The 15915-nt window shown below is 70.9% G+C and carries 18 protein-coding genes; 8 read left to right on the top strand and 10 right to left on the bottom strand.

The annotated features are described in order from the left end of the window. Positions 1-32 precede the first annotated feature (32 nt). Entirely contained in the window at positions 33-1115 is a 1083-nt protein-coding gene (locus J8N05_RS01145) for an ABC transporter substrate-binding protein (protein ID WP_247706098.1), read from the bottom strand. Positions 1116-1308: 193 nt separating this feature from the next. On the opposite strand from J8N05_RS01145, the gene J8N05_RS01140 reads away from it, so the two are divergent. Then, positions 1309-1698, top strand: coding sequence for a VOC family protein (locus J8N05_RS01140; RefSeq protein WP_210880630.1), 390 nt, complete (start codon positions 1309-1311; stop codon positions 1696-1698). A 67-nt stretch (positions 1699-1765) separates the two neighbouring features. Further along, positions 1766-3877, top strand: a complete 2112-nt coding sequence (locus tag J8N05_RS01135) for a restriction endonuclease (protein ID WP_210880629.1) — start codon at positions 1766-1768, stop codon at positions 3875-3877. Positions 3878-3931: 54 nt separating this feature from the next. Here J8N05_RS01135 and J8N05_RS01130 read toward each other — a convergent pair whose 3' ends face one another. Continuing rightward, entirely contained in the window at positions 3932-4303 is a 372-nt protein-coding gene (locus tag J8N05_RS01130; protein ID WP_210880628.1) for a winged helix-turn-helix transcriptional regulator, read from the bottom strand. 142 nt (positions 4304-4445) lie between these two features. On the opposite strand from J8N05_RS01130, the gene J8N05_RS01125 reads away from it, so the two are divergent. From J8N05_RS01125 to msrA, 3 genes are all read left to right on the top strand, one after another. Further along, the gene (locus tag J8N05_RS01125; RefSeq protein WP_210880627.1) at positions 4446-5147 is read left to right on the top strand and encodes an NADPH-dependent F420 reductase; all 702 of its coding nucleotides are present in this window, start codon (positions 4446-4448) and stop codon (positions 5145-5147) included. Positions 5148-5452: 305 nt separating this feature from the next. Further along, positions 5453-6004, top strand: coding sequence for a DUF3455 domain-containing protein (locus J8N05_RS01120; protein ID WP_210880626.1), 552 nt, complete (start codon positions 5453-5455; stop codon positions 6002-6004). Positions 6005-6220: 216 nt separating this feature from the next. Then, the gene (gene msrA / locus J8N05_RS01115; RefSeq protein WP_210880625.1) at positions 6221-6733 is read left to right on the top strand and encodes a peptide-methionine (S)-S-oxide reductase MsrA; all 513 of its coding nucleotides are present in this window, start codon (positions 6221-6223) and stop codon (positions 6731-6733) included. Positions 6734-6874: 141 nt separating this feature from the next. On the opposite strand, the gene J8N05_RS01110 is transcribed toward msrA, so the two are convergent. Together J8N05_RS01110 and J8N05_RS01105 are read right to left on the bottom strand one after the other, a co-directional pair. Further along, the gene (locus J8N05_RS01110; RefSeq protein WP_210880624.1) at positions 6875-7423 is read right to left on the bottom strand and encodes a hypothetical protein; all 549 of its coding nucleotides are present in this window, start codon (positions 7421-7423) and stop codon (positions 6875-6877) included. Between the two features lie 6 nt (positions 7424-7429). Continuing rightward, entirely contained in the window at positions 7430-7723 is a 294-nt protein-coding gene (locus tag J8N05_RS01105) for a hypothetical protein (RefSeq protein ID WP_210880623.1), read from the bottom strand. A gap of 497 nt (positions 7724-8220) precedes the next feature. Between J8N05_RS01105 and J8N05_RS01100 the strand changes: the two genes are divergently transcribed. Next, complete coding sequence (locus J8N05_RS01100) at positions 8221-8469, top strand: hypothetical protein (RefSeq protein ID WP_210880622.1); 249 nt, start codon at positions 8221-8223, stop codon at positions 8467-8469. Positions 8470-8541: 72 nt separating this feature from the next. Here J8N05_RS01100 and J8N05_RS01095 read toward each other — a convergent pair whose 3' ends face one another. The 3 genes from J8N05_RS01095 to J8N05_RS01085 form a co-directional block, all read right to left on the bottom strand. Beyond that, a complete protein-coding gene (locus tag J8N05_RS01095) occupies positions 8542-9207 on the bottom strand; it encodes a hypothetical protein (RefSeq protein WP_210880621.1) in 666 nt (221 codons plus the stop codon). A gap of 17 nt (positions 9208-9224) precedes the next feature. Next, positions 9225-9884: a hypothetical protein gene (locus J8N05_RS01090; protein WP_210880620.1), complete on the bottom strand. Its 660-nt coding sequence runs from the start codon at positions 9882-9884 to the stop codon at positions 9225-9227. 419 nt (positions 9885-10303) lie between these two features. Then, on the bottom strand, positions 10304-11422 hold the full coding sequence (locus J8N05_RS01085) for a hypothetical protein (protein WP_210880619.1): 1119 nt from the start codon (positions 11420-11422) through the stop codon (positions 10304-10306). A 208-nt stretch (positions 11423-11630) separates the two neighbouring features. Here J8N05_RS01085 and J8N05_RS01080 point away from each other — a divergent pair, with 208 nt between their 5' ends. Beyond that, positions 11631-12785, top strand: a complete 1155-nt coding sequence (locus J8N05_RS01080) for a cystathionine gamma-synthase (RefSeq protein ID WP_210880618.1) — start codon at positions 11631-11633, stop codon at positions 12783-12785. A 77-nt stretch (positions 12786-12862) separates the two neighbouring features. Here the strand turns inward: J8N05_RS01080 and J8N05_RS01075 are convergent, their stop codons facing one another. From J8N05_RS01075 to J8N05_RS01065, 3 genes are all read right to left on the bottom strand, one after another. Further along, positions 12863-13114 (bottom strand): hypothetical protein, encoded by a 252-nt coding sequence (locus J8N05_RS01075; RefSeq protein WP_210880617.1) that lies wholly within the window; start codon positions 13112-13114, stop codon positions 12863-12865. Further along, on the bottom strand, positions 13111-13620 hold the full coding sequence (locus J8N05_RS01070) for a sigma factor-like helix-turn-helix DNA-binding protein (protein ID WP_210880616.1): 510 nt from the start codon (positions 13618-13620) through the stop codon (positions 13111-13113). Before J8N05_RS01070 ends, J8N05_RS01075 begins: the two co-directional genes overlap by 4 nt. Positions 13621-13813: 193 nt before the next feature. Next, positions 13814-14314, bottom strand: coding sequence for a MarR family winged helix-turn-helix transcriptional regulator (locus tag J8N05_RS01065; RefSeq protein WP_210889938.1), 501 nt, complete (start codon positions 14312-14314; stop codon positions 13814-13816). Positions 14315-14481: 167 nt separating this feature from the next. Here J8N05_RS01065 and ilvA point away from each other — a divergent pair, with 167 nt between their 5' ends. Further along, a complete protein-coding gene (gene ilvA / locus J8N05_RS01060; protein ID WP_210880615.1) occupies positions 14482-15711 on the top strand; it encodes a threonine ammonia-lyase in 1230 nt (409 codons plus the stop codon). Positions 15712-15915 lie beyond the last annotated feature (204 nt).

The following is a 15915-nucleotide window of genomic DNA, read 5'->3' as shown; positions in this document are numbered from 1 at the left end:
GCCTCTGCTCGTCTGCCGTTCGCCGTCCGCCGCTACTTGCCGAGGGAGTCGGTGAGCTGTCGTACGACCAGGCGTGCCGCCGTGGGGCCCGCGTTCAGGTACCAGGGGTCGTCGTCGACCTTGACGGTGTGCCCGGCCCCGACCGCCTTCATCGACTTCCACAGCGGTCCCGCGAGCACGCTGCCCGCGTCGGTCCTCCCCTCGTCGCCCTGCACGGAGTAGAAGATCCAGTCGCCGTCGGCGACATCGATGCTCTCGGCTCCGATGTCCTGCGAAATGGCCTTGAACCGCTGGGACTCGGGCCGGCCCAGCCCCATGTCGACGGCGATCGAGCCGGTGAAGGAGGAGACGCCGAACATCCGGGTCCGGTCGGGGGTGAACCGCACCATGGAGACCGAGGTGTCCGCCCCGCCGGTCTTCGCGCCCGCCGCGGCGGCGTCCTCGGCGTGCTCGTCGAGGAGCTTCCGAGCCTGCTCGCCCTTGCCGACGGCGTCGCCGACGAGCAGCAGGTCCCGCTTCCAGTTGACGCCGTTGCCCGCGGTGATCACGGTGGGGGCGATCTTCGACAGCTTGGGGTAGAGGTCGCCGAGCGAGTCGTTGGCGAGGATGAGGTCCGGCTTCGCGGCGGCCAGCGTCTCCAGGTTGGGCGCGGTCCGCGTCCCCGCGTCGGTCGTCCTCGCCAGAGCCTTCTTGTACTGCGGGAAGGCTCTGGCGAGGTAGTCGGGTACGAGGCCCGCGTTGTCGGCGCGGGTGGTGGCGGCCGGTACGACTCCGAGGGTGAGGAGGTCGTCGAGCTGCCCGGTGCTGAGCGCGGCGATCCGCTTCGGCGCGCTCCCGATCTCGGTCCGGCCCTCGAAATGGCCGACGGTACGGGGGAACTCGCCGTCGGCCGCCTTCGTACCCATGCCGTCGGCGAGGGCGCTGGGGGCGGCGGAGGGGCCCTCGGAGGCACCGGCGACGAGGTTGCGGTCGCCGCCGTTCTTACCGCTCCCGCTCCCGCTTCCGCCGCTGCCGGAGGCTCCCGAGTCCCCGGAACCCCCGGAGGCCGAGCACCCGGCCATCAGTCCGCCGACCACGGACACGGCCAGGACGGTCTTCACCACCGACGTGCGCACAACTTGCTCCGGTATGTCGTTTGCCTGGATCACCGGCGACCGAGTGCCGCCTAAGGCAAGGCTTACCTTACCTGTCTGATCCGTGTATGCCGCAGGGGGCTGCCGTCCCGCCGGGCGGTCGCCTAGCGTGAATGTGTACGGCAACACGGAAACTGCCGAACTGCCGAACCGGCGAACCGAGGAGGTCCGCACGATGACCGTCGAGCTGAACCACACGATCGTCGCCGCCCATGACAAGAAGACGTCCGCCCGCTTTCTCGCCGACATCCTGGGCCTGGAGGTGAGCCCCGCGTACGGCCCCTTCATCCCCGTCCGGATCCCGAACGGGGTGACCCTCGACTACATGGACGCCGTCGGGTCCATCCCGCCCCAGCACTACGCGTTCCTGGTCTCGGAGGACGACTTCGACACGATCTTCGCCCGCGTCCAGGACGCCGGACTCACCTACTGGGCGGACCCGCACCACCACCGCGTCAGCGAGATCAACACGAACGACGGCGGTCGCGGCACGTACTTCGAGGACCCGAACGGCCACAGCCTGGAGATCCTCACCCGGCCCTACGGAAGCGGGATGCGGGGGTAGATGAGGCGGTCGGCACGCCTACTATGTGCTTTTAGGCTGCCATTGTCCTGGGGAGGGCCTGCGGCACATGTCTCGTCGCTCTACTGGTTTCGTCGGCGTGTGGGCCGAAGTGCAACGGCAGCAGCAGCGCCAACTGGAAGCGGAAGCCAGGCAGCGGAGGCGGGCGGAACAGCAGACGCTCGCCTACCAGCGGCGAGCGGCCCAGAGCCACCGCCAGTACCGGCAGGCCGAGGCGCAACGCCGTACCGACGAACTGGACGCGCAGGTCGCCGCGTTGCAGGGCCTGCTCGCCGCGGGCTGCCGGACTCCCCCCTTCCGGGCGTCCTCGCTCCTGCGGCCCGAGGAGGTCGAACCCTTCGCCCCGGGGCCGCTGGCCCAGCCGGTACGCATGCCGGACGCCGGCCAGTACCAGGTGCAGAGCGGCTGGACCGCCAACCGCCGGGCCCAGGCACAGGCCGAGGCCCGGGCGCGCTTCGAGCACGACTGGCACGCCGCCCAGGCCGCGGAGGCGCACCGGCAGCAGCAACTGGCCGCCTACCAGCGGCAGTACCAGCAGTGGGCCGACGTTCAGCTTGCCGACGTACGCCGCCACAACGCGGGCGTCGCCGAGGTGACCGAGGGCGTCCGGCGGCTGGATCCCGACGCGGTGATCGAGTACTTCTCCGCCGCTCTCTACGCCTCCACGGCATGGCCGGAGGATCTGCCGCGCCAGGTCGCGGCGGCCTACGACCCGGCGGCCCGGGAACTGGTGCTGGACTGGGAGCTGCCCGGCTTCGACATCGTCCCCGAGGTCAAGTCCGTCCGGTACGTGGCCGGGACCGACCAGGACAAGGAGAGCCCGCGGCCCGTGAGTCAGCGGCGGGCGCTGTACCGGGACGTCCTCGCGCAGTGCATGCTGCTCGTCCTGCACGAACTCTTCGCCGCGGACGAACTGGGCGCACTCGAAGCGGTGACCCTGAACGGTTTCGTGGACGGACATGATCCGACGACGGGCCGGCCGGGCCAGATCTTCCTCGCGACCGTCATGGCCGCCCGCTCGTCGTTCCGCGAGCTGCACCTCGCGCAGGTGGAGGCGGGCAGCTGCCTGTCCGACGCGCTGCGCGGACAGCTCTCGGCCCGGCCGGACCAGCTCACTCCGGTACGGACCGGTCGGCGGCCGCAGGACGTCGGGAACCGTGTCGTCGCCCACGGCGGTGACGAGGAACCCGACCTGTACGCCATGGACCCGATCGCCTTCGAGAACCTCGTCGCCGAGTTGTTCCGGGCCATGGGGATGCAGGCGGTGACGACCCAGCGCTCCGGCGACGGCGGCGTGGACGTCGACGCGCTGGACCCGGCGCCGATCCGGGGCGGCAAGATCGTCGTACAGGTCAAGCGGTACCGCAACACCGTCCCGCCCACCGCCGTACGCGACTTGTACGGGACCGTGCAGGACGCCGGGGCCAACAAGGGCGTCCTGGTGACGACTTCGGGCTTCGGCCCCGGCTCGCACACCTTCGCCAACGGCAAACCGCTGGAACTCGTCTCCGGCCCCCAGCTCGTCGACCTGCTGCACCGGCACGGGCTGCGGGGGCGGTTGGGGGAGGGCGAGCGGGCGGGTGGTGGCGGCGCGCGGGCTGCGGGAGCGGCGGGGGTGACGGGGTCGGCGGGGTCGGCGGGAGCGGCGCGGCCGGACACCGGCGACCGGCTGCCCGACGACTACAACGTCCTCGGCATGTCCTGGACCGGAAGCGTCGCCCTGGACGTGTGCGCGCTCGTCTGCGCCGGCAACCGCGTCCTCAGCGACGAGCACTTCGTGTTCTTCAACAACCCGCAGACCCCGGACGGTTCGGTACGTACCCTGCCCGCCACCGGGTCCGACAAGGCCGCGATCTGCGTGTCCTTCGACGGGCTGCCGGAGCGGGCGGACCGGTTCGTCCTCGTGGCCGCGGTCGACCCCGAGGTCAACCCGGACGCCGACCTCTCCGGGTTCACCGACGCCCGGATCCGGCTGCTCGACCCGGAGATGACCGAACTGGGACAGCTGGAGGTCTCCGACGGGAGACCTCGCGAGACCGCGCTGGTGCTCGGCTCCTTCCGCCGACGGGCGGGCGGCGACTGGGACTTCGTCCTCGGTGGCAAGGGGTACACCGGCGGTTTGATGGAGCTGGTCCAGGATCACGGCATAGAGGTGGAGTAGCCCGTCCATCGGGTCCGGGTCCGGACCCGGACCCGATGGACGGGCTTCATGGGCCTAGTAGGTCTCTCGGGCCTCCTGTGCTTCGAGGAGTTCGTCGCCGTGCTCGGTCACCCAGCGGCCGAGCGCCACCATGGGGCCCTCGACCAGGCTCCGCCCCAACGCGGTCAGGGCGTACTCCACGCGCGGCGGCGCCTCGGCATGGGCCCGCCGGTCCACCAGGCCGTTGGCGAGGAGGCGCCGCACCGTGTCGGTCAGCACCTTGTCGCTGATGCCGCCGATCGCGGCCCGCAGATCACGGCGCCGGCGCGGTCCCGCGCGCACGGCCGCCAGGACGACGGGGTCCCAGGTGTGGGCGAACAGCTCGGCGGCGGCACGCAGCCGGCAGTCGGCGACCAGCTCGTAGCAGTGCGCGTCGTCATCGGTCATGTCCGCTTCCCCCGCCTCCGCGTCAGCCCGTTCCGCCATCATCGCGCGTCGGTCGCGCACCGATCGGTGCGCGACGCGCTCCCTACCGTGGCTACCCGACCGGCAGCGGACGACGACGGTTCGAGAGGTGGAGGGGGCGACGATGCGTATCGGGATCCTGGGAACGGGAACACTGGCGGCGGCCCTGGGCGAGGGCTGGATCCGTGCGGGACACGAGGTGTGGATCGGCGGACGCTCGCAGGACAAGGCGGACAGGCTCGCCGAACGACTGGGAAGCGTGGGTCGACCGGGTCGACCGGGACGCGTGGGCCGACCAGGGCGACCGGGGCGACCGGGGCAGGGGGCGTTCGCCGTCACCCCGCGGGAGGCGGTCACGGGCCGCGACGCGGTGCTGCTCGCCGTGTCGTGGGACGGCGTCGCGGACATGCTGGGACGGGCGGGCGCGGCCGACGGCGTCCTCGCGGGCACGCCCCTGATCGACCCCACGAACGCCGTCGCGCACGGAGTCGGCGACCTGCTCACCGAACGCGGCGAGTCGATGGCTACGCGGATCGCTGGGCTCGCACCGGGCGCCCATGTGGTGAAGGCGTTCCACCTCTTCCCCGCCGGACAGTGGACGAGCCCCGCCGCCGACGACGGCCGGCCGCGGGCGACCGTGGCGATGTGCGGCGACGATCCGGCGGCCCTGCGGATCGTCGGCGAGCTGGTGAGGGACGTCGGCGGAGCCCCGGCGACCCTGGGGTCGCTGGAGCGTGTCCGTCAGCTGGAGGAGGTCGCGGGCTTCGTCATCGGTCTCGCGTTCGCGGGAGTCGACCCCAACTCCGCCATTCCCAAGGTCCCTTGAGGAGGTGATGGGGCATGAGGGGTGTCCTCGGGGGCCGCGGTGGCGTGACCGGCCGTATGCCCCTCAGGCCCTCGCCAAGGCGGAACGGGCCGGTGATACTCCTTGCTCTCCGTCACGTGCCGCGCGCTCAGCCCGGCGGCTCGGGTCGTCATCCCGGTCCGCCGTCCTGGCAACGGTTCCCGCACGGCGGAACGGTGCCCGCGTTCGCGCCCGCATCGACTTCCGCGCCCGTGCCCACACCCACGCCCGTGCCGCGCTCGTGACCTCGTACAGACATCATTTCTGGATCTCTGGAGACGCATCCGATGAAGCTCGCCAAGCGACTCTTCCTCACCACCGCGGCACTCGCCGCCGTGACCGCCGGCACGCTCTCCGGCGCGGCGGCCGACCAGGCCGCGGTCTCACAGCCCGTACGGGTCGGCGTCGACGTTCCCGACGCGCTGAAGGTCCCGGACGGCAACCGGCTCACCGGTGTCTTCGCCGCCACCGGCGTCCAGACGTACACCTGCACCGACGGTGCCTGGAAGCTGCTGGAGCCCGCCGCCACGCTCTCGGTGAAGAGCGACCGGCACCACCGCCCGGTCGCCCTGCACTCCCGCGGACCCGTCTGGGTGTCCACGGTGGACGGCAGCGCCGTGAACGCCGCCGCCGTCGCCACCTCGCCCAAGACCGGCACCATCCCCGAGCTCCTGCTCAAGTCCACCGCCACCCGCGGCACCGGGGTCTTCGCCGACGTCTCCTACATCCAGCGCCTCGACACCGACGGCGGCGTCGCCCCCACCACCGCCTGCACCGGCACCGAGCAGATCGGCGTCCCGTACTCCGCCACGTACACCTTCTACAAGCCGTCCGAGTGACGGGCTGAGGCAGAGCTGACGGACCGAGTCAGAGCGGAACGAAGAGCGGAACAGGGGCAGGGACTCCCGGACGACACCGGGGGTTCCTGCCCTCGTTCGTACGGGTACGGAATCGCCCGGAACCTTCGTGCGTTGAGGGGAGTGGGCATGGACGCAGGTGGTGAGCGAGCCGAGCGGCCCGAGTGACCGAGCTGACTGACATTTGGAGGGGCCGCAATGGCTGCGCAGACACAGAGGGCCGTGCTGGCGGGCGGATGCTTCTGGGGGATGGAGGACCTGATCCGCCGACTCCCCGGCGTGACGGCGACCCGGGTCGGATACACCGGGGGCGACGTGCCGAACGCGACGTACCGCAACCACGGCACGCACGCGGAGGCCATCGAGATCCTCTTCGACCCCGCGGGGACCGACTTCCGTACGATCCTGGAGTTCTTCTTCCAGATCCACGACCCGAGCACCAAGAACCGCCAGGGCAACGACCTCGGCCTCAGCTACCGCTCGGCGATCTACTACGTGGACGACGAGCAGAAGCGGATCGCCGAGGACACGATCGCGGATGTGAACGCCTCCGGACTGTGGCCGGGCGAGGTCGTCACCGAGGTGGAGCCGGTCGGCCCCTTCTGGGAGGCCGAGCCCGAGCACCAGGACTACCTGCTGCGCTACCCGGACGGCTACACCTGCCACTTCCCCCGCCCGGGCTGGCGCCTTCCGGCCCGCACGGAGGGCTGACCGCGAAAGGAGCCCTGTCGGCCACGGGTGGAGTGAACGCCAGAGGGGCCGCCGACCACACCACGTGTGGCCGACGGGCCCCTCTTCTTCGCGGTGGCGCAGGTGCCTGCGGAGACGGACGAACACGGCGCTCCCGGGCCGTCACCTGCTCGGATGCGCGGGGTTCCCTATTCGGGTCAGAATCAGCGGCGACGCCGCCACCAGCGCCGCTTCGGTGCGCCGACCCGCCGGGCCGAGAGCAGGTCGGGGTCGGTCAGGGCGCCCAGGGCGGCGCGGATGCGGTCGAAGGGGACGACCATCGGCGTGGACGGCCACCCCGACACGGACCAGCTTGAAGCGGTGACCGCGTCCGCCGAGACGGACACTTATGAAGACCGGTGCGCCCACGCACTCCCGCGGTAGGTCACCTTCCCAGTGGATGCCGCCGCTGCGGGTGTGCGTGATCTCACCGACCACTACAGCCTGCTCCCGCGAACCGTCCCCGTCGACGACATGGCCCAGCAGATAGGCCGCGACCGGAGCGTCACCGAGGTCGACGATGTCCTGTTCCGTAGCCGCGACGCCGTCGGTGATCTCGTCGGTGGCCCAGCGCCACCCCTTGCGAGCGCCGTGGGCGTGCAACCCGGTGGTGGGCATGACCGCCACTCCCAGATCGCCGAGATGGGTCCAGCCCTCCGCGAAGTCGGCCATCAGCAGCTACTCCGCACTCATCACGGGGGTGCAGAGCTCGGGGCGCAAGGCGAACTCGGCCAAGTCGACGCGCGTCGGTTCGCCGGCGGTCACGAGGTACTGCCGGACGACCTCGCTGTCGGTGCCCGTCTCCACCAGCTCGTTGCACCGGAAGGCCGTCTCGTGCCGCTCCTCCCGGTTGGCCCGCTGAAAGGGGAGCGTCGAACGCCCGGCCTGGACGACGCTGACGACATGCCCGCGTACGTCTAGCGGTGCTCGCGGGAAACAGTCGTGGGCCGCGCTGGTGATGACTAACCTCACGGTATGACGTCGGTTGACGAATGGCCGGACTTTCCCGATGGGCTTGACCCGCGGAGCGTGTCCTTTCGGGAGGCGCGGTGCACTTGGCACGGCAATCGCTGCTCGGAGCCGCCGGTCAAGGTGGTGCGGAGCAGAGACGGAGCTCGGTGGGCGGCATGTGCACGGGCTGTGCGCACAATCGCTGCTGATCGTGGTGCCTGACTCGACCGGTGAGCCATCGGGGCGGCCTCGGCAGCTTGAGGATCGCTCAGAGGCGACGGTGCATCGGCAGACGGCGGGCCTCGATGCGGTATGCATGCCGGATGGGTATACACGATCGACATGACGGAATCAGCAAGATGAGTGGTCGTCCCACGGATGTGCCTGCCGCTGAACTGCAGCCTCTCAAGGAGCACCTGAGGGACCCTGCTCACCCACTCGGAGTGGGGCCCGGGTGGTGGCCATTGGTGCTGCGCTGCCACGAGGCGGTCGTCGCGGAGTTCCCAGAGTACGAGCTTGTGGCCGTCAAACAGAAGTGGGCTGTTCTGGCCTTCCAGGCGTTTCCCCGGCTACGGAAGCGGGGCGGGAACTGGACGTCCGAGGAGATGGACAGGCTCGACGCACTGGTGGCTGAGTTCACGGCCGCCAGCGAGCACGTCTGCGAGCGCTGCGGCGCCGCCGGGACGCTGCGCGAGACCCGGCGGATCGAGCTGACGCTCTGCGACGCGTGCGAGTCGCTCGTCGGTACCGACGGCCGCTTGCGGTGATGGCCGTCGCGCAAAGGCAGTCGACCGGATAGGTCGCGCTCGGGGTCCCGGTACGCGCGGTGTTCGGTCACGTCAGTACCAGCGGACTTGACCGGCTACTCCCTGGCCCGTACGGGCGGCATGGCGGAGGACGCGGAGCGGGCCGTCGAGAAGTTCGTCCGCGTTGTGCGCGGGGTCGTCGCCCAAGCCGGTCATCCACGCGTGGATTCGCTCGATCGCGTCATGACGTGGGATCCCGGTCAGGGCGAGGGTCTCCTCGACTGAGGGCAGTTGAGCGCGAACTTGCCCGGCATCGAGAAGGAAGTCCCCGAACCGGCCCGGCAGCCGAAGCGTCCCATCGGGACCCAGCGCGTAAGCCAGGGCGGAGAACGGGTCGGCCTTGCGCGCCGTAGCCACGAACAAGCCCTCCTCGGCATCGGAGGGAACCAGGGCCATCACAGTGTCACGCAACTCCTCCGCCTGGTCGGAGTCGTCGTGGCAGGCGTCGAAGAACGCGCTCAGCCGGAGGGCGTCCTCGTCGGCGCTCCAATCGCCGGGAGAGCTCGTCGACGGAGTGAACATGGACGCCTGCGCCTTGCTTCGCCACCAAGCCAGCTCCACACTCACGTCACCGTGCATCTGTGCCGGTGACGAGTGCTGAACCGAAGCACTCAGCACAGTCCGTACCGTCTGTTCAGGCACCGCGCCGACAATCCATGCACCTGTAGCGCTCAACTCCGCCTCCTTCTGCCCTTCCATGCGAGGCCGGGCTTCTCTCAGCTGTCGGTATGACGGTCGTCCGTGCATCGGGTCCACAAGGTGAGGTCACTGCTCGTCGCCACGGCGATCGTTCGGCCGGAGGGGGAGAAGCCGGCTGCGCGGAATGTGGAGTAGTTCGAGTGGAAGATGTGCCACCACTTCTCTCCGTGAGGACCCGCGTGGGGGAGTCCGCCGTCGATCGACAGCAGGATCCGTTCGTTCGGCCAGGCCGGGATGACGACTTCCAGGGTCCAGCCGTCTTCAGTGGTGGTGTGCAGCCCGCCGCCGAAGAGCCCGGCAATGCGCACGCGGCTTCCGGTGATCGGCCCCAGACCGGGGCTCGTCAGGTCGGCGACCGCATCAGGGGTGTTGTCCTCGGGATCGGGGTCGCGATCCCTGGCGATCTTCTCCCCGGTGACAGCGTCGAAGAGACCGTGGCCGTCGTGCGAGACGACCATGACAAGGTCATGGCCGTTTTCAGGATGCGACGCGAAGCCGACCCCGAGAAGTCCGCCGACAGGAACGCCGTACTCGTTGGCGAAGACGGGCCGCCAGGGTTCGGGCGCGGGTACTGCCGGGGCCGCGAGAAGCCGGTCCCGCATCGCTCGCTGGTAGTCCGAGAGTTCCGGCTCATGCCCGGAGAGCTCGGCCGGAGGCGTCTCCCTCGTGGACTTCATCACGCGACCATGATGCTCGCCTCGAAAGACCGGCCTCAAAGGGGCCCCGGCCCCTCGCGCTTGCGCAGCCCGCTCCCACCGCGACCGAATCGGGTGCCGGCCCCGCATTGCGGGCGCTATGTACTGCACGGCGGAACCAGCTCTTTCTGGCCGGCTGACTGACGAACTCGGCTGCCCGCCCGTCTTGGCATTGTTACGGTGCCGCCTCGTGAGTACGGACATCCATGGCGGAGTGGACCACTGACGACATGATGTGCGCGTACGAACCGCTGACCGCCGGCGCTGTCCTGGGACCCGAAACGCACCCTCCGCATGTCTTCGCCGTGATGAAGGCTCTGGCAGGACGCTTCGGTGATGAGGGCACCTTCCGGACCCCTCCGGCATTCCGAAGAGTTCCGGAGGGCGGGCCGGAGCCGTGCTCAGTGCGGGAGCGTCGCCGGGTTTCCTCCGTTCGCCTCGTAGCCCGCCACCGACAGGGCCCGGTACACCGCGTAGTCCGCCGCCGGGTCGGGGGTCAGGGTCCAGGGCAGGGCGCCCACGTGGCCGTCGACGTGCACCAGCTGGTTCATCGACTCCGCCCAGCGCTCGCCGCGTACCAGGAAGAAGACCAGCAGATGGCGGACGTGGGCGAGCATCGGGTCGTCCGGGCGGGCCGCGTGGACCGCGAAGAGCGCGCCGTGGACCGCCTTGGTCACGACCTCGCTCTGGTAGAAGCCGCTGACGAGATTCACCTCGGGGAGGTGCTCGAAGACCGCGAAGAGCGGCATGGCGGCGAGCAGGGAACCCCGCGGAGCGCGCGCCGCGGCCGCCTCCGCGAACGAGTACGCCGTCTCCCGCGAGCCGTGCCACTTCTCGCACCAGTAGTGCAGCGCCGCCAGATGCGCCCCCATGTGCGCGGGATCCCGGTCCAGGATCTTCAGCCAGAGCTTCTCGAACTCCGGCTGCGAGTAGGCGAGCCCGCGGGCCACGGAGAGCTCGATGATGTACGGGATCGGGTCGCCCGGAGCCAGCAGCGCCGCGTCACCGCAGGCCGCCCGCGCCTCCTCCATGATGATCCGGAACTCGTCCGTCCCCGGTGACGACGTACGCCACGCCTGCTGCACCAGGAACTCCGCGTGCACCGCCGCGCCGCCCGCGTCCTTGGGCTGCTCGGCCCGCCACACCCGCAGCCACTGCCCGCCGGGGTTGTCGCTCACCCCGCCGGGGCGCTGCTGCAGCTCCAGCGACGCGGCGCCCGCGAAGGCCTGGACGCGCTGCCAGCGCCGCTCGCCCTCCGCCTCCGTACCGGCGAGGAGCTGTGACGCGGCGCGGTGGTCCTGGGTGCGCTGCACCAGGTCCAGGACCTCCAGCAGGTCCTGGTCGGGGCCGGGCATGCGGATGTCCAGCTCCTCCTGGCGCAGGAAACCGTAGTTCGCCGGGTCGGCCGCGTCCGGGTCGCCGGGGGCGACCTGCTGGATACCGGCACGCCTGCGGTTCACGATCGGCCCGACGGCGAACCCGATCATGAGCAGCGCCATCAGGACCCAGAGAATTTCCATGCCACAAGCGAACCAGACGCGTCCGACAATTGGCCAACCAGGGCGGCGGCTCCTGTGGAAAACCTTCGCCGAAGGCCGGAGAAAGGCCGGAGAAAGGGCGGAGGGAGGCCGGAGGGGGCGGTTCCACCGGAAACCCCGGCGACGGGCTCGGACCAGGAGGCGGACGTTCGCCGTCACCATGCCCGCGGGCGCACTACCCTCGGTGCCCATGAGCGACAGGCACATCAGTCAGCACTTCGAAACCGTGGCGATCCACGCGGGCAACACCGCCGATCCCCTCACCGGCGCGGTCGTCCCGCCGATCTACCAGGTCTCGACCTACAAGCAGGACGGCGTCGGCGGTCTGCGCGGCGGCTACGAGTACAGCCGCAGCGCCAACCCGACCAGGACCGCGCTTGAGGAGAACCTCGCGGCCCTGGAGGGCGGCCGCCGCGGGCTCGCGTTCGCGTCCGGACTGGCGGCCGAGGACTGCCTGCTGCGTACGCTGCTCGCTCCCGGCGACCACGTGGTCATCCCCAATGACGCGTACGGCGGTACGTTCCGCCTCTTCGCGAAGGTCGTCTCGCGGTGGGGGGTGGAGTGGTCGGTCGCCGACACCAGCGACCCCGCGGCCGTACGGGCCGCCATCACGCCGAAGACCAAGGCGGTCTGGGTGGAGACCCCCTCCAACCCGCTGCTGGGCATCACCGACATCGCCGCGCTCTCGCACGTCGCGCGGGAGGCCGGCGCGAAGCTGGTCGTCGACAACACCTTCGCCAGCCCCTACCTCCAGCAGCCGCTCGCGCTCGGCGCGGACGTCGTCGTGCACTCGCTGACCAAGTACATGGGCGGCCACTCCGACGTCGTCGGCGGTGCCCTCGTGGTCGCCGACCAGGCGCTCGGCGAGGAGCTCGCCTACCACCAGAACGCGATGGGCGCGGTCGCCGGCCCCATGGACGCCTGGCTGGTGCTGCGCGGCATCAAGACGCTCGCCGTCCGGATGGACCGGCACAGCGAGAACGCCGTCAAGGTCGCCGAGATGCTCACCCGGCACGCGCGCGTGACGCGCGTCCTGTACCCGGGCCTTCCGGAGCACCCCGGTCACGAGACCGCCGCCAAGCAGATGCGGTCCTTCGGCGGCATGGTCTCCTTCCAGGTCGAGGGCGGCGAGGAGGCGGCCGTCGAGGTCTGCAACCGCGCCAAGGTGTTCACCCTGGGCGAGTCCCTGGGCGGCGTCGAGTCCCTGATCGAGCACCCCGGGCGGATGACGCACGCGTCCGTGGCCGGCTCCCTCCTGGAGGTCCCCGCCGATCTCGTACGCCTCTCCGTGGGCATCGAGAACGTCGACGACCTCCTTGAGGACCTCAAGCAGGCCCTCGGATAGCCCGACCGCGGTTCGGTCGCCGTCCTGAGCGCCCCTTCCAAGGGCCGCGGCTTCCGCAGAGGCTGCCGCCGGCCCTCTCACCAGCCGGTCAGCGGTGGAGTCGTCTCCGACGGCGGCTCCACCCATGGCTGGGCGACCGACAGCCACACCACGAGGGCCACGGTCGCCGCGAACAGCACCAGCCACATCAGCCGCCGGGCGAGCGTCCGGCGGCGCAGCATGCGCCCGCCCCTGCGGACGGCCTCCGTGTACAGCTCCGGCGGTACGGACGGCTGCGGTTCCTCCAGGATGCGCCGGACATCGGCCTCCCTGCGGTTGACGGGGCTCATGAAGGCACCACTTTCGGGACCGGCGGGGCGGCCTCCCGGGGCGGATGCAGCAGCGTGGCCATGGCACGGGCACAGATCGCCCGTACGCGTTCCGTGGGCAGCCCCAGCAGCGCGGCGGCCTGTTCCTCGGCGACGCCCTCGTACATGCGCAGCACGAGGATCAGCCGTTCCTGAGGGGTGAGGTGGCGCAGGGCGCTGTCGGGGGCGGTGCGGCCACGGGGGTACGGCCGGCCGAGGCCGCCGTACTGGTGCCAGGCCCCGCGCGCGAAGCGCACGGCCAGATACTGCCGGGTCCGGTCGTACGGGTCCTCGCCGTGCAGACGGTCCCAGACGGCGTACGTGTGGGCCAGCGCCGCGGTGAGCAGCCGCCGCGCGCGCGGGTTGTCGTCCGGGGGCTCCGCGGTGAGCAGGGTGGCGGCATGCAGCAACCGCCCTGCCGCGCCCGCGACGAACGCCTCGAACTCCCGGGCACGGCGGGCGTTCCGGGACGCCTGCCGCTTTCGCACCGCGCCTCCCCGTGGGCAACCGGGCCCTGGAGACGTACGCCGTGAACGGCCGCGTACGCCGGGACCCGACTTCATATGAGGCCAGGCGCGGGCCCCTGGTCAAGAGGCCGGCACGAGACGGTACGCCCGGATCGGTCCGGTGCGGCACGGCGCGACCCGGCGCGGTGGCGGGTGGCGGGCGGCGTGCGGGCGGTCAGGAGGTCGCCGGTGCCTCCGCGGACGGCGACGCGGCCATGCGGGTGGAGAGCGCGACGTTGAAGCGGGTGAGGAGCGTGCAGAAGGCCTCGCGCTCCTCGGGCGACCACTCCTGGGTCAGTTCCGCCATCAACTGGCGCCTGGAGGAACGGACTTCGTCCAGACGGGAGAGTCCGCGCGGCGACAGCTGGAGCACCACGGCACGCCCGTCCTCCGGGTGGGAGGTGCGCTTGACGAGGCCGGTGTCGACCAGGGGGGCCACCTGCCGGGTGACCGTCGACGAGTCGATGCCCATGCTCGCGGCGAGTGCCTTGACGCCCATCGGCCCCTCCTTGTCGAGGCGGTTGAGCAGCAGGTAGGCGGCGCGGTCCATGGAGTTGCGCACCTGGCCGACCCCGCCGAGCCGGGTCTGTTCGGCACGGCGGGCGAACACCGCGACCTCGTGCTGCAGCGTTTCGAGAAGACCGGTGTCACCGACGGTCGTCATGTCCATCGACATTCCAGGTGTTGTGGGCATGGCCGGGGGCTCTATTCATGCGTGGGGCTGGCTTGGGTTGGGGGACAGAGTACGCGGACGGGGGGCGGGCCGTACGGGCGCTGGGCAAACCGGTCTCGGACGTTGGTCACGAACGGTGGGGCGCGGTGTGAACTGCGAGACTGGCGGCCATGAGCTATCGCACGGCCGACCCTTTGCCGCCGGTGACACTCGACGATGTGCGCGGCGCCCAGAAGATGCTCTCCGGTGTGGCACGGATGACCGCCATGGAGGGCAGCAGGCACCTGTCCGGCCTGGTGGGCGCGCCGGTCCACCTGAAGTGCGAGAACCTCCAGCGCACCGGTTCGTTCAAACTGCGCGGCGCGTACGTGCGGATCGCCGGGCTCCTCCCCGAGGAGCGGGCGGCCGGAGTGGTCGCGGCCAGCGCGGGCAACCACGCGCAAGGCGTCGCCCTGGCCTCCTCGCTGCTCGGGGTGCGTTCCACGGTGTTCATGCCGTCGGGCGCCCCGCTGCCGAAGGTCGCGGCGACCATGCACTACGGCGCCGAGGTGCGTACGCACGGCACGGTGGTGGACGAGACGCTGGCCGCCGCGCAGGAGTACGCGGCCGAGACGGGCGCCGTCCTCATCCATCCCTTCGACCACCCCGACATCATCGCCGGGCAGGGCACGGTGGGCCTGGAGATCCTGGAGCAGTGCCCCGAGGTGCGCACGATCGTCGTGGGGATCGGCGGTGGCGGGCTCGCCGCGGGTGTCGCGGTCGCGGTGAAGGCGCTGCGGCCGGACGTGCGGATCGTGGGGGTGCAGGCGGCGGGCGCGGCCGCGTACCCGCCCTCGCTGGCGGCCGGGCGCCCGGTGTCGGTCGAGAATCCGGCGACCATGGCCGACGGGATCAAGGTCGGACGGCCGGGCGATGTGCCGTTCCGGATCATCGGCGACCTGGTGGACGAGATCCGTACGGTGTCCGAGGACGCGCTGTCCAGCGCGCTGCTGCTCTGTCTGGAGCGGGCCAAACTGGTCGTCGAGCCGGCCGGCGCGAGCCCGGTCGCGGCGATCATGAGCGAACCGGACGCCTTCGAGGGCCCGGTCGTCGCGCTGCTGTCCGGCGGGAACGTCGATCCGCTGCTGATGCAGCGCATCCTGCGGCACGGCATGGCCGCGAACGGCCGCTACCTCGCGGTCACGCTGCGGCTGACGGACCGGCCCGGGGCCCTGGCCACGCTTCTCGGGGTGTTGTCAGTGGTCGACGCTAACGTCCTCGATGTGAGTCACGTACGGACCGATCCGCGGCTCGGGCTCACGGAGGTGGAGGTCGAGCTGCACCTGGAGACGAAGGGGCCTGAGCACTGTGCCGAGGTGAACTCGGCGCTGCGGCGGGCGGGCTACACGGTCATCGACTGAGGTCGGACGGGGAGGCGCGCGGCGGGGGACGCGCGGAAGGACGCACGTAAGGCGCCCGGAGGGACGCGCGGAGAACCGGGCTGGGAAAACCACTTGAGCAAACGCGATACATCGCGTTATGGTGTGTCTCTCGTCACAGGCTGCCGGGGGTGAGGTGCGATATTCACTCGCCCGAAGGCGCAAAGCGGGCGAAAATAGTCGCTC

The organism is Streptomyces liliiviolaceus, assembly GCF_018070025.1.
Taxonomy (GTDB): Bacteria; Actinomycetota; Actinomycetes; order Streptomycetales; family Streptomycetaceae; genus Streptomyces; species Streptomyces liliiviolaceus.
This window is presented reverse-complemented; position numbering and strand designations above follow the sequence as displayed.